This is a genomic window from Streptacidiphilus cavernicola, assembly GCF_042510955.1.
Lineage (GTDB): Bacteria > Actinomycetota > Actinomycetes > Streptomycetales > Streptomycetaceae > Streptacidiphilus > Streptacidiphilus cavernicola.
In genome coordinates, this window is the sequence record NZ_JBHFAB010000022.1 from 91,651 (window position 1) to 104,386 (window position 12,736).

At 73.0% G+C, this 12,736-nt stretch carries 8 protein-coding genes; 3 read left to right on the forward strand and 5 right to left on the reverse strand.

Annotation, left to right across the window (positions count from 1 at the left end; translation table 11 throughout):
* Window positions 1–15: 15 nt before the first annotated feature.
* On the forward strand, window positions 16–2,556 hold the full coding sequence (locus ACEZDE_RS25665) for an HAD-IC family P-type ATPase (protein ID WP_380540375.1): 2,541 nt from the start codon (window positions 16–18) through the stop codon (window positions 2,554–2,556).
* A 193-nt stretch (window positions 2,557–2,749) separates the two neighbouring features.
* The gene (locus tag ACEZDE_RS25670) at window positions 2,750–4,231 is read left to right on the forward strand and encodes a DUF2079 domain-containing protein (RefSeq protein ID WP_380540378.1); all 1,482 of its coding nucleotides are present in this window, start codon (window positions 2,750–2,752) and stop codon (window positions 4,229–4,231) included.
* A gap of 17 nt (window positions 4,232–4,248) precedes the next feature.
* Here the strand turns inward: ACEZDE_RS25670 and ACEZDE_RS25675 are convergent, their stop codons facing one another.
* Window positions 4,249–7,692, reverse strand: a complete 3,444-nt coding sequence (locus ACEZDE_RS25675) for a sacsin N-terminal ATP-binding-like domain-containing protein (RefSeq protein ID WP_380540381.1) — start codon at window positions 7,690–7,692, stop codon at window positions 4,249–4,251.
* Window positions 7,693–7,924: 232 nt separating this feature from the next.
* Here ACEZDE_RS25675 and ACEZDE_RS25680 point away from each other — a divergent pair, with 232 nt between their 5' ends.
* Complete coding sequence (locus tag ACEZDE_RS25680; RefSeq protein ID WP_380540384.1) at window positions 7,925–8,227, forward strand: hypothetical protein; 303 nt, start codon at window positions 7,925–7,927, stop codon at window positions 8,225–8,227.
* 44 nt (window positions 8,228–8,271) lie between these two features.
* On the opposite strand, the gene ccsB is transcribed toward ACEZDE_RS25680, so the two are convergent.
* From ccsB to ACEZDE_RS25700, 4 genes are read right to left on the reverse strand one after another with little or no spacing between them, the layout of a single operon-like run.
* Window positions 8,272–9,408 carry a c-type cytochrome biogenesis protein CcsB gene (gene ccsB / locus ACEZDE_RS25685; RefSeq protein WP_380540386.1) on the reverse strand — a complete coding sequence of 379 codons (1,137 nt, stop codon included), beginning with the start codon at window positions 9,406–9,408 and terminating at the stop codon, window positions 8,272–8,274.
* Window positions 9,405–11,189 (reverse strand): cytochrome c biogenesis protein ResB, encoded by a 1,785-nt coding sequence (gene resB / locus ACEZDE_RS25690; protein ID WP_380540389.1) that lies wholly within the window; start codon window positions 11,187–11,189, stop codon window positions 9,405–9,407. The genes ccsB and resB overlap by 4 nt, the downstream gene beginning before the upstream one ends.
* 3 nt (window positions 11,190–11,192) lie before the next feature.
* Window positions 11,193–11,990, reverse strand: a complete 798-nt coding sequence (locus ACEZDE_RS25695) for a cytochrome c biogenesis CcdA family protein (protein ID WP_380540392.1) — start codon at window positions 11,988–11,990, stop codon at window positions 11,193–11,195.
* The gene (locus tag ACEZDE_RS25700) at window positions 11,987–12,634 is read right to left on the reverse strand and encodes a TlpA family protein disulfide reductase (protein WP_380540395.1); all 648 of its coding nucleotides are present in this window, start codon (window positions 12,632–12,634) and stop codon (window positions 11,987–11,989) included. The genes ACEZDE_RS25695 and ACEZDE_RS25700 overlap by 4 nt, the downstream gene beginning before the upstream one ends.
* Window positions 12,635–12,736: the final 102 nt, after the last annotated feature.

Consider the following 12,736-nt stretch of genomic DNA (forward strand, 5'->3'; position numbering starts at 1 on the left):
GCCTAGGGTCGGGGCATGACGCCACCGGCCGGTTCCGCCCCCGCCCCCACCGGTGTGACCCGCCCGTCCGGACTGACCGGGGCGGAAGTCGCCGAACGGGTCACCCGCGGCGAGGTCAACGACGTACCGGTGCGGTCCAGCCGCTCCACCGCCGAGATCGTCCGGGCCAATGTGCTCACCCGGTTCAACGCCATCATCGGCTGCCTGTTCGCGGTGATCGTGGTGGTCGGACCGTTCCAGGACAGCCTGTTCGGCTTCATCATCGTCGCCAACACCGGCATCGGCATCATCCAGGAGCTGCGGGCCAAGCGGACCCTGGACAACCTCGCCGTGGTCGGCGAGGCCCGCCCCCGGGTCCGCAGGGACGGCACGACCGTCGAGCTGACCAACGCCGAGATCGTCCTCGGCGACCTGGTCGAGCTCGGCTCCGGCGACCGGGTCACCGTGGACGGCGAGGTCAGCGAGGCGGACGCGCTGGAGGTGGACGAGTCGCTGCTCACCGGCGAGGCCGACCCCGTGCTCAAGCACCCCGGCGACCCGGTGCTCTCCGGCAGTTTCGTGGTGGCCGGCGCCGGGTCCTTCACCACCACCCGGGTCGGCCGCGCGGCGTACGCGGCGCAGCTCGCCGAGGAGGCGAGCCGGTTCACCCTGGTCGCGTCGGAGCTGCGCAGCGGGATCGACACCATCCTGCGCTACATCACCTGGCTGCTGATCCCCACCGCGATCGGGCTGATCCTGAGTCAGCTCTACGTCAACAAGCAGGACGTGGCCGAGGCGGTGCGGCGGATGGTCGCCGGGATCGTCCCGATGGTCCCGGAGGGCCTGGTGCTGCTGACCTCGGTCGCCTTCGCCATCGGCGTGGTCCGGCTGGGACGGCGGCAGTGCCTGGTGCAGGAGCTGCCCGCGATCGAGGGGCTGGCCCGGGTGGACACCGTCTGCCTGGACAAGACCGGGACGCTCACCGAGGGCGGCATGGACATCGCCGAACTGCGGGTACTGGGCGACGGCGACACCCGCGCGGGGGCGAGCGGCTCGGGGTCAGGCGGGGCGGAGACTGGCGGGGCGGGGACGGGCGGCGCGGAGACCGCCCCGGCGGACGCCGCCCGCGCCGAGGTCGAGTTGGTGCTCGGGGCGCTGGGGGCCGCCGACGCGCGGCCCAACGCCAGTCTGCAGGCGATCATCGACACCTACCCGGCCGACCCCGGCCGCAGCCTGCTCCAGGCCGCGCCGTTCTCCTCGGCCCGCAAGTGGTCCGGGGCGACCCTGCAACGGCACGGCGGCGACGAGGAGACCTGGCTGCTGGGCGCGCCCGACGTGCTGCTCCCGGCCGGGCACCCGGCGCTGGCCGAGGTGGACGAGTTCGGCGCGCAGGGCCTGCGGGTGCTGCTGCTCGGGCGCAGCGCCACCTCGCTGGACGCGCCCGACCCCGCGGCCGGTCTGGTCCCGGCGGCGCTGGTGGTGCTGCGGCAGCGGCTGCGCCCTGACGCCTCGCAGACCCTGGCCTACTTCGCCCGGCAGAACGTCTCGGCCAAGGTCATCTCCGGCGACAACGCCGTCTCGGTCGGCGCGGTCGCCGCCACGCTCGGCCTGCCCGGCGCGGAGGACCCGGTGGACGCCAGGACCCTGCCGACCGACCCGGAGCAGCTGGCCGACGTGGTCGAGCGGCACTCGGTCTTCGGCCGGGTCACCCCGCAGCAGAAGCGCGACCTGGTCGGGGCGCTGCAGGCACGCGGCCACCAGGTCGCGATGACCGGCGACGGCGTCAATGACGTGCTCGCGCTCAAGGACGCCGACATCGGCGTGGCGATGGGCGCGGGCAGCGAGGCGACCCGCGCGGTGGCGCAGATCGTGCTGCTGGACAACAGCTTCGCCACACTGCCGCTGGTGGTCGCCGAGGGACGCCGGGTGATCGGCAACATCGAGCGGGTGGCCAACCTGTTCCTGGTCAAGACGGTGTACTCGGTGCTGCTGGCGATCGCGGTGATCGTCTGCCGGGTGCCGTACCCGTTCCTGCCCCGGCACTCGACCGTGCTCAGCGCGCTCACCATCGGCGTCCCCGGCTTCTTCCTGGCGCTGGCCCCCAACAACGAGCGGGCCAGGGAGGGCTTCGTCCAACGGGTGCTGCGGTTCGCGATCCCGGCCGGGCTGATCGCCGGGGCGGCCTCGTTCACCTGCTACCTGCTGGCGCGGGCCGACCACGCCACCGGGCAGGTCGCCGACACCAGCTCGACCACGGTGACGCTGTTCCTGGTCGCGCTGTGGGTGCTGGCGATCATCGCCCGTCCCTACAACTGGTGGCGGGTGCTGCTGGTGGTCGCGATGGCGGCCGGGTTCGGGCTGGTGCTGGTGGTGCCGTGGCTGCAGAACTTCTTCCAGCTGGACCTGGTCGGCTACCGCGACCCGTGGACGGCGGTCGCCATCGCGCTGGTGGCCGGGCTGCTGCTGGAGCTGGCCTGGCGGCGGATGCGCCCGGCCGACGAGGAGGCGGCAGCGGCGGTGGCCCGCCGCGACCCCGAGCAGCCCGAACCGGCAGAGCCGGACCCCAGCCGGGTCTGACCCGAGGCAGGGACGACCGGTGGGCCGAGGCTGGGCGGCGAGCCGGGTCCGACCCGGGCCAGAGCTGACGGTGGTCCGGGCTGACGCGAACCTGGCGGAAGTGGGGCCGATTTCCGGTCGGGGACTCCTTCCCGCACAGCGTTCCCCTGTACCGTGCTGGCAGATCCGTTCAGCCGCCGCCGCAGGGGAGACCATGACCACCGACACCGATGCGCCTTCGGCCGACATCGGCGTTCCGGCCGAATCCCGGTTCCGGCGCTTCGTCCCGAGCAGCAGCCTGCGTCCGCACCTGGTGCTGGCCGTGCTGTTCCTGGTCGTCTTCACCACGATCTCGGTCCTGCGCTACACCCACTACGCGGCGATGTCCTGGGACAACTCGATCTTCGTGCAGGAGGTGCGGCAGTACGCGCACCTGCACGCGCCGATCGTCACCATCAAGGGCGTCGACTACAACATCCTGGGCGACCACTTCAGCCCGATCATCGCCCTGCTGGCGCCGTTCTACCTGGTCTTCCCCTCCACGGTGACGCTGCTGGTCGGGCAGGCGGCGCTGTTCGCCTGGTCGGTCGGAATCGTCTCCCGGACGGTCGAGCAGGTGCTCGGCGACGGTGAGCGCGGCGCCCGCGCCAAGGGCCTCGCCGTCGGCGTCGCGTACGGGCTGTCCTTCGGCTTGCAGCGGGCCGCCGACGTGGGCTTCCACGAGATCGCCTTCGGGGTTCCGCTGCTGGCCATGGTGCTGCGCAACCTGGTGCTGAAGCGCTGGTACCCGGCGGCGTACTGGGCCCTGCCGCTGGTCCTGGTCAAGGAGGACATGGGCCTGACCGTGGCCATGGTCGGCGTGGTGATGCTGCTGCAGCGGCAGTGGAAGCCCGGCGTGCTGCTGACCGTGTTCGGCCCGCTGATGTTCCTGATCACCATCAACCTGGTGATCCCGCACTTCAACATCCACGGGCACTACGACTACGACTCCAACCTCCCCGGCGGGTCGATCGCGCAGACCCTGTTCGACAAGCCGCTGGACACCCTGCACAGCCTGGTCAACCCGGTCGTCAAGCTGCACACCACCGGCTACCTGCTGGCGATCACCGGGTTCATGGCACTGCGCTCGCCCTATGTGCTGCTGGTGATCCCCACCCTGTTCTGGCGCTACACCGGCTCGGTCGAGTTCTACTGGGGCCTGGACTGGCACTACAGCGCGGTGCTGATGCCGATCCTGTTCCTGGCCACCGTGGACGGCATCCAGCGGGCCGACTCCGGCCGGGTGGAGTGGCTCCGCTCGTACGCCACCAAGGCGGTGATCCCGGTGGTCACCGCGATCTCGGTGACCCTGTGCGTGGTCTGGGCGCTGCCGATCACCAACGCCACCGACCCGTCCGCGCTGAACTCCGCGGACCGAGTGGCCATGCTGAAGCGCGCCGCCGCGACCATCCCGAACGGGGCGACGGTCGAGGCCAACATCACGCTGATGGACCACCTGGCCACCAGGACCGAGCTGTACTGGGTCGGCAGCGGGCCCGCCCGACCGGCCCAGTACTTCGCGCTCGACCTCTCCTACGGCTGGTCCGACCCGCCCAGCGACGTGGCCTCGTACGCGCAGCAGCAGTACCCGAACGCCACCTACAAGGTCATCTTCAACGAGGGCCAGTTCCAGGTAGCGCAGCTGGTCAGCGGCTGACCAACTGCGCCGGGCCGCTACTCGAAGTCCCTGGCCGCGCTCAGCTCGTAGGCGCGGTCCGGGTCGGAGAGCACCGCGAGCACCTCGAACCGGCGGTGCCACTGCCCCGCCGCCCAGGCCAGCCCGGCCGCCAGGCCCTCCGGCGTGGCGGCGTGCAGCGCGCCGTACGGGACCGGGGCGGCGAACTCGTCCCGCTCCTGCTCTCCGTCCGCCGCGTCCGGGTCCGCGTCCTCGGGGGTGGGGGCCGGGCTGTCGGCGTCCCAGCGCCAGTCCACCGCGGCGTCCTGCCCGTCCGGGCCGACCACCAGCAGCTCGTCGTGCTCCTCGTAGACCTCGGGGCAGCCCGGCAGCAGTTCCTTGACCTCGTCCGGCACCCGGTGCACGGTGCCCTCGCTGAGCACCCGGCCGCCGGCCACCTCGCTGGCCAGCGAGACGTGCAGCCGTTCGGCCAGCGGCCCGGCCAGCTCCGGGGCGACGATGATCAGCGGGAACGCGTCCAGCAGCTGCACCAGGTCCGGCGCGTCGGCGACGACCGCCTCGGCCACGTCGACCACGACCGTCCCGGCCGGGCGGCGGTGGGTCCCCGGCGGCATCGGCGGCAGCGCCCTGACCTCCTCCGGCAGCGCCACCCGGCTCAGGTCGACCGAGGCCAGCGCGGTGTAGAGGCCGTGCAGCTGACGGTGCGACACCTCGCTGTCCGGGTCGGTCATCCGGTACAGCACCTCGTCGGGACCGTCGGTCTCGGCGAGCAGCGCGGCCAGCGTGGTACGGACGCCCAGGGCGTGCAGGAACACCGCGTCCAGGCCGGTCCGCGCCTCCTCGTAGAGGCCGCGCAGCAGCGGGTCGGCCCCGGCGGCGCGCAGCCCGGCCGGGCGGCGGCCGTCCAGCACCGGGTGGTCCCGCAGCCACCAGGCCGCGTACGGGGGCACCTGCGCGCTGCGGCCGTCCGGGAGCAGCAGCCGCACCGGGTCCACCACGGCGTCGCGCAGTGGCGGGGCGGCCAGCATGGCCAGCGCCTGCGGCCAGGCGTCGTCGGCGACCAGGTCCAGGTCGCGGACCGCGAGCAGTTCGGCGGCCACGGGTGGGACGTCGGGGACGTCGTCCCTGGCGCCGCCGGCCGCGTCCTGCTCCTCGGCCAGCCGCTCGGCGACGTCCTCGGCCCAGTCGGCGAGGCCGTCCGGGGCCTCGTCCAGCAGGCCGGTGGACTCGCCGCCGGCCGCGCGGTCGGCCGGGACGGTCGGGTCCAGCCGCTCCAGGTCGTCCGGGTCGAGCACCACCTCCTCGGCGCGGACCAGGCCAAGGCCGTAGCAGACGCCGACCGCGCGCAGCACGTCGGTGCCCCAGCGCTCCAGCCAGTCGTCGTCCAGGAAGACCGCGTCGTCCTCGTCCACGATGGCGGCCAGCGGGCTGCCGGGCAGCACCAGTTCGCCCGCGGCGACCAGTTCGCCCTCGTCGTCCGGCAGGGCGAGCCGGGCCAGCCACGGATATCCGCCGGGGGTGGCCCCGGCGGCCCGGACGATCCGCAGCACCGCCTCGGCGACGTCCTCGGCCTCGTCCTGGTCGTCCAGGTCGAGCGAGCGCCGCACGGCCGCTTGCAACTCGGCCGTCTCCAGCAGCCCGAGCGGGGTGGCGACACCCGCGCCGAGCTTCTCCAGCAGCGGGTGCGCGGCGTCGGGGTGGACCAGGCGCAGGCCGAGCAGGGCCAGGTCGTCGGCGGTGACGCCGCCGCTGCCGTCGCCGTCGTCAGCCGCCCCGGCGGTCCCGGCGATGCCCATGGTCCCGGCAGTCCCGGCCGGGACCAGGACCCGGCGCGGGCCGGTCGCCATCCGGCCGTCGGCGAGCGGGACCGGCAGCGCGCCCAGCGTCTCCGCCTCGGCGCCGGTCAGCGCGCCGTAGAGGTTGCGCCACCAGGACGGTTCCTTCTCCAGGTTGGCGAGCTGGTCGACGGTCTCGGCCAGCGCCACCCGGCGCACGCCCAGCGTGCGCAGCTCCTGCCGCCGCTCCAGCCCTGCGGGCAGCAGGCCGGGCAGCACGTCGGCGAGGGCGCCGACGATCTCCGCGTCCGCGCCCTCCAGCAGCACGGCGTCCCGGGGCCGCAGCGCGGTCGGCTCCGCAGTCGGCTCCGTAGTCGATTCCGAGCTGGGCACGTCCGCGTCCGCACCGAGCACGGCCAGGGGGTCCCAGCCGCTCCCCGTCTGCCGCGGACCGTCCCGGCGGGGACCTGCCGCCGCCGGGAGGAAGGGGACGTCCGGGAGCAGGCCGACGATCGCCCGGCGCAGCTGTGCGTCCACCTCGCCCTGGCCCAGCGGGCCGGGCACCAGTGCCAGGGACGAGACGTCCGCCCCGCGCTGCCGCAGCAGCGTCGCGTAGACCTCCGCGGCCCGGTCGACCAGGAAGTCGGTCAGCGCTCCGGGGGCGATGTGACGGCGGGTCGAGTCCAGCGGGAACGACGCGATCAGCAGCGCGGGGACGCCCAGCGGCTCGTCCGTCGGCGTCGGCGCGTGCACCACCGGCACGGTCCGCGGCTGCGCCGGGCGGCCCGCCGCGTCCACCGGGACGGCCCAGGTCAGCGACCACTGCGGGCGGTGCCGCTCCTCGACCGTGCGGTCCCGCAGCAGGTCCGCCGCCAGCTCGCCGCCGGCCGAGGCCAGCTGCCAGCGGCTCTCCCCCGCCTCGCTCGCGACCACCACCACACCGGGCCCGCCCAGGTCGTGCCCGGCCGGCTCCTCACGGCGGGTCAGCGTCCGTACGCCGCCCTCGGTTTCGACCACCACCTCGACCAGGCCGGTCAGCGTCAGCAGCAGCGCGTCGTCGACCTCGTCCAGCAGACGCCGGGTCAGGTCGTCGGCCGCGGCGTCGCGCAGCGGCAGCACCACGACGGTGTCGTAGCCGTCCGGCGGGGCGCCCTCGGCGGGCAGCGGCAGCCGCAGCAGCGGGACATGGCCGTCCCTGCGGCGCAGTTCCTCGGCCAGGGCCGGCTGCTCGGCGGCCAGCGCGCGGGCCTCGGCCAGCGACCAGCGCACCCCGCCGGGGAGGCTCAGCACCGCGGGCTCGTCCGACACCGCCAGCACCGCGGCGAAGCCGACGCCGAAACGGCCGACGGTCGGCTCGCCGACCTCGCGCTTGGACGAGGCGCGCAGCGTCGACAGCGACTCGACGCCCTGCGCGTCCAGCGGCGTCCCGGTGTTGGCGGCGCAGAGCACCCCGCCGCGCAGGGTCAGCCGCAGCCGTCCCGGAACGCCCGCACGGGCCGCGGCGTCGGCGGCGTTCTGCGCCAGCTCCACCACCAGCCGGTCGCGGTAGCCGCCGAGGGCCAGCTCCTCCTCGGCGTTGGCGTCCTCGCGGAACCGCGCGGGCGAGGCCGCCCAGGCGTCCAGCACCCGGCGCCGCAGCCCGGCCGTGCCGAACACGTCCGCCGCCCCGGCGCCGTCCGCCGCACTCCCCACGATCCGCGCATCCATGCCGTCCGTCTCCCCGCTCGCACCGTGCACAACCCGTACGCGGGCATTCTCCCTGCTCCCCCGGCCATCGCGCGCCACGAGGGCCCCAGGAATCCGCGCTGCGCCGCGGACAGGCTGTTGCGGGGCCGTTACGGCAGGTGGACCGGGTCAGGATCTTCGTCTGGGAGGCTTTTGCTGTAGCGGTCGAACGCACTACAACAGACACCAATGATGTCGCCCCAGGGAGCACCCCTTGTCCACCCGCACCCGAACCCGTGCCATCGCCGTCGCGTCCGTGCTGCTCACCGCGGCGATAACCGGCGGAACCGCGCTGCTGCCGAGCTCCGCGCACGCCGCCGAGCCACGCGTGGTGCGGGCGGGGGCCGGGGCGGAAGCTCAGGTGGAGGGGCGGGCGCAGGTGCAGGCCTCCCCGTCCGCCGCGCACGACGGCGACGGCGGGGAGGGCACCGGGACGCTGGCCGGGGGCGCGCTGGCGTTCACCGCCACCGGGGTCGCGCTGGCCTTCGGGATCAGGATGCGCGGCCGTCAGCACTGAGCCGGGCCGCCCCGGCGCTCCGGCTTACCGGCCGGTGATCCGACTTACAGGCCCGCGTACGAGTGCATGCCGTTGATGAAGATGCTCACGCCGTAGGAGTTGAACAGGAAGCAGGCGAAGGCGATCAGCACCAGCACCGCGGCCTTGCGGCCCTTCCAGCCCGCCGTCGCCCGTGCGTGCAGGTAGCAGGCGTAGGCGACCCAGGTGATGAAGGCCCAGGTCTCGGTCGGGTCCCACTGCCAGTAGTGGCCCCAGGCGGCCTCGGCCCAGATCGCGCCCGCGATGATGGTGAAGGTCCACAGCGGGAAGATGAAGGCGTTGATCCGGTACGACAGCTTGTCCAGCGTCGCCGCGGCCGGCATCCGCTCGCAGATGTCGGCCCAGCGGCCGTCCTTGGCCCGGCCCTCGGCGAGGGCCTTCTCGTGGGCGTCCCGGCAGAGGTACATGATCGTGGTGATCGCGCCCGCGTAGAAGGCGCCGCCGCAGACCATCGCGCCGGAGACGTGGATCCACAGCCAGTACGAGTGCAGCGCCGGGACCAGCTGCTCGGAGGCGGTGTAGAGGACGGTCACGGCCAGGCCGAGCCCGGCCAGGATGCCGAAGGTCAGCAGCAGGCCGAGCCAGCGGACGTCGCGTCCGGTGAAGATCAGGCCGAGGAAGAGCAGCGCGGCGACCAGCGTCAGCGCGCAGGTGAACTCGTAGAGGTTGCCCCACGGCGGGCGTCCGGCCGAGATGCCGCGGGCGACCACGCCGCCGAGCTGCAGCAGCGCGGCGAGGGCGGTGAGGCTGACCGCGATCCGGCCCAACCGGTCGGCCTGCTCGTCGCCGCCGGCCGCGCCCACGCCGTCGGTCGGCGGGGCGGCGTCGCCGCGGGCGACCACGTCGACCTTCCCCGCCTTGGCGGCGACGGTACGGGTCAGCGTCGCTGTCCCGCCCTTGGCCGAGGTGACGGTGACCGCGACCTTCGGTGCGGCGACCGCGCCGTCGGCCTCGGCCCCTGCGGCCTGGGTCGCCAGCGCGGCGGACTGCCGGGCGACCCGGCTGCGGCCGCCGAAGGTCCACTCGGCGGTGTAGGCCAGGAACGCGAACAGGTACACCGCCATCGAGGAGTAGATGAGGGTGTTGGAGATGTGGGCGAGGTTGGTGTTGATCGCCGCGGCTGCGAGGTTCGTCACGCTCATCGTTCCTTGGAGAGGGAGGTGGAGGTGAGTTCGAGGTCGTGGTCGTCACCCTGCGCGGCGTCGGCGTCGTCCTGGTCGGCCGGGGCGACGTCCTGGAGCGACAGCGCCAGCTCTGCCAGCTCCTCGGCGATGCGGGAGGACTCGCTGCGGGCCAGGCCCGCCAGTTCGACCGTGGTCACACCGTCCGGGCCGGTCACCGCGCGCACCCAGATCCGGCGGCGCTGCACGAACAGCGAGCCGATCAGCCCGAGGATCGCCAGCGCGGCGCTGATCAGCGCCTCGCTCGTGCCGGGGTTGCTGGAGATGGTGAAGTTCACCCACTGCTTGACGCCGGTGAAGCTGACGGTGCCGCCGTCCGGCAGGTCGAAGCCCTGGCCAGGGGTCAGCGAGGCGGTCAGCGGCTGGAGCTTCCCCTTGCTGTCCTTGACCTTGTACTGCGTCATGTCGGTGGTGTCGAGCTGGTACACGCTCTGCGGGGCGCCGTTGTTGTTGCCCAGGTCGCCGTGGTACATCGAGAGCAGCAGCTGCGGATTGGCCAGTCCGGGGAAGACCGAGTGCGGCCCCTGGGTGCCGAACTCCGCGGCGCTGGCCATGGTCGGCGCGAAGAAGCCGCTGAGGCCGAGCTGGGTGCTCTTGCCGTCCTTGCCGACATAGCCGTCGCTGATCTTGAAGGCGCATTCCGAGGTGACGTTGGAGTCCAGCGGCAGGCAGGCGGTGGGGCCGTCGAAGACCACCTCGCCCTTGGCGTTGGTCACCTGCAGCACCGGCGCGTAGCCGTGCGCGGTCAGGTAGACGTTGCTGCCGCCGATCTCCAACGGGTGGTTGACCTCGACCGTGGCCTTGGTCGCCTTGCCGTTGCCGGAGCCGTTCACGTAGGAGATGTGCGCGGCGTAGGTCCGCGGGGTGCCGAACTGGTCGCCGCTGGTCTGGTAGGTCGCCTCGAAGCTGTCCAGGGTGAAGTGGAACGGCTTGAGGCTGTCCGCGGTGTAGAAGGTGCTCGGCTCGAAGTCGTCGTACTGGGTGACGTTGTTGCTGAAGCCCTTCCCCTCCATCACGATGACCGTGCCCATGCCGCCGGCCAGCTTGGTGAAGGCGAACGCGATCAGCATCGCCACCAGCGAGATGTGGAACAGCAGGTTGCCGACCTCGCGCAGGTAGCCCTTCTCCGAGCTGACCGCGCCGCCCGCGGTCGCGACCCGGAACCGGCGGCGGCCGAGCAGCCGCTGCGACTCGGCCAGGACGGCGTCCGCGTCGGCGCTGCTGCGCCAGGTCGCGTACACCGGGAGCCGGCCGAGGTGGCGCGGAGCGGTCGGCGGCTTCGCCCGCAGCACGCCGACGAACTGCCAGGTGCGCGGGATGATGCAGCCGATCAGCGAGATGAACAGCAGCAGGTAGATCGCCGAGAACCAGAACGAGCTGTAGACGTTGAACATCCCCAGCTTGTCGAAGACCGGCCCCCAGAAGGTGTGCTTGGCGTGCCAGTCGGCGACGTTGGCCGGGGAGGCGGAGGTCTGCGGCACCAGCGAGCCCGGGACGGCCGCCAGCGACAGCAGGAACAGCAGCACCAGCGCGATCCGCATCGAGGTGAGCTGCCGCCAGCCCCAGCGCAGCCAGCCGAAGACGCCGATGCCGACGGCCTGCGCCTGCGGGTCGGCGGAGTCCGGCTCCTCGACCGGGGCGCTGCTGAGCCGCGCGGCATCGGCGAGTTCGGCGTTCTCGGCCCGTTCGGCGCTCTCGTCCCGTTCGGCCTGAGCGGCCCGGTCCGGACGGTCGTCGCTCATGTCTCAGACTCCCAAGGTGATGTCGGCGGACCAGTACCGGAGCTGGCCGACCAACTGGTCCCAGGCACCGGTGATCAGCAGCACGCCGACCAGGACGAGCATGCCGCCGCCGATCCGCATCACCAGCGGATAGTGCCGCTTGACCCAGCCGAACGCGCCCAGCGCGCGGCGGAAGGCGAAGGCCGCAACCACGAAGGGCAGGCCGAGACCGAGGCAGTAGACCGCGGTGAGGAAGGCCCCGCGACCGGCGCTGGCCTGGTTGAACGCCAGGGCCTGCACCGACATCAGGGTGGGTCCGATGCAGGGGGTCCAGCCGATGCCGAAGACGATCCCCAGTACCGGGGCGCCGAGCAGGCCGACGATCGGCTTGCGGTGGCTGCGCAGTTCGCGCTGGGTGAAGCCGGGCAGGAAGCCCATGAAGGCCAGGCCCATGGCGATGGTGAGCCCGCCGGAGACCTCCTGGATCACCCGCTGGTGCTGCAGCAGGTGGTTGCCGAAGTAGCCGAACAGCGCTCCGCCGGACACGAACACGGCGGTGAACCCGAGGATGAACAGCAGCGCCCCGAGCAGCAGCCGTCCGCGCCGCCGTCCCTCGGCGTTCGCCAGGTCGACGGCGGAGAAGCCGGTCACGTAGGAGAGGTAGCCGGGCACCAGCGGCAGGACGCAGGGCGAGAAGAACGACACCAGCCCGGCCACCAGGGCGATCGGGACGGCCAGCACCAGCGCGCCGGAGAGCACCGTCGTGTTGCCGGTGACGATGCCCGAGTCGGCGGCCAGGAGCAGGTGGGCGGTGGCGCTCACGAGGTCTCCGCGAGCACCGGCTTGATGATGGCGGTGAGCTGGTCGGCGGTGAGCGCGGTCAGCGCCCGCACCGCGACCCGGCCCTGACGGTCCAGGACGATCGTGGTCGGGATGCTCTGCGGGTCCAGGGTGCCGGCCGGGAACTTGAGCAGCAGCTCACCGGAGGCGTCGTAGAAGCTGGGGTAGGTCAGCTTCTTGCCCTTGACGAACAGCCGCGCCTGGGTGATCTGCGGGTCGCGGGTGTCCAGGCCGACGAACTGCACGCCCTTGGCCTGGGTCGCCTGGAAGACGGACTCGAAGCCGGCTGCCTCGGCCCGGCAGGGCGGGCACCACGATCCCCAGACGTTGAGGACGACGACCTTGCCCTTGAAGCTGGAGAGGCTGAGCGCCTTGCCGTCCAGGTCCGTGCCGGAGAGGTCCACCGGCGCCTTGCGGTCCTTGACCGGGACGGTGGTGGTCAGGCCGGTGCCCGCGACGTAGTTGGCGTTGTCGTTGGAGCTGCCGGTGTGCACACCGGAGGCAGAGCAGCCGGTCAGGGCGAGGGCCGCAGCCGCGGCGAACGCGGTGACCAGGGCGCCCGGGGTGCGGGCGGACCGGTGGGCGGACCGGCTGGTGGACCGGCTGTAGCTCTGGCGGAGACGCATGTGAAGAGTTTCGCATGGGTGTTTTGAGCGGGTTCACCGACCCCGTGCTCGGGTCGCGGCAGGCACCCTGACCTGCCGCGACACCGAACCTCGCGCAGCCGC

What these genes read in the sequence shown, in the direction of transcription:
- ACEZDE_RS25665 (WP_380540375.1), top strand. Translation starts at nt 16, where the DNA reads ATGACGCCACCGGCCGGTTCCGCCCCCGCCCCCACCGGTGTGACCCGC.
- ACEZDE_RS25670 (WP_380540378.1), top strand. Translation starts at nt 2,750, where the DNA reads ATGACCACCGACACCGATGCGCCTTCGGCCGACATCGGCGTTCCGGCC.
- ACEZDE_RS25675 (WP_380540381.1), bottom strand. Translation starts at nt 7,692, where the DNA reads ATGGATGCGCGGATCGTGGGGAGTGCGGCGGACGGCGCCGGGGCGGCG.
- ccsB (WP_380540386.1), bottom strand. Translation starts at nt 9,408, where the DNA reads ATGAGCGTGACGAACCTCGCAGCCGCGGCGATCAACACCAACCTCGCC.
- resB (WP_380540389.1), bottom strand. Translation starts at nt 11,189, where the DNA reads ATGAGCGACGACCGTCCGGACCGGGCCGCTCAGGCCGAACGGGACGAG.
- ACEZDE_RS25700 (WP_380540395.1), bottom strand. Translation starts at nt 12,634, where the DNA reads ATGCGTCTCCGCCAGAGCTACAGCCGGTCCACCAGCCGGTCCGCCCAC.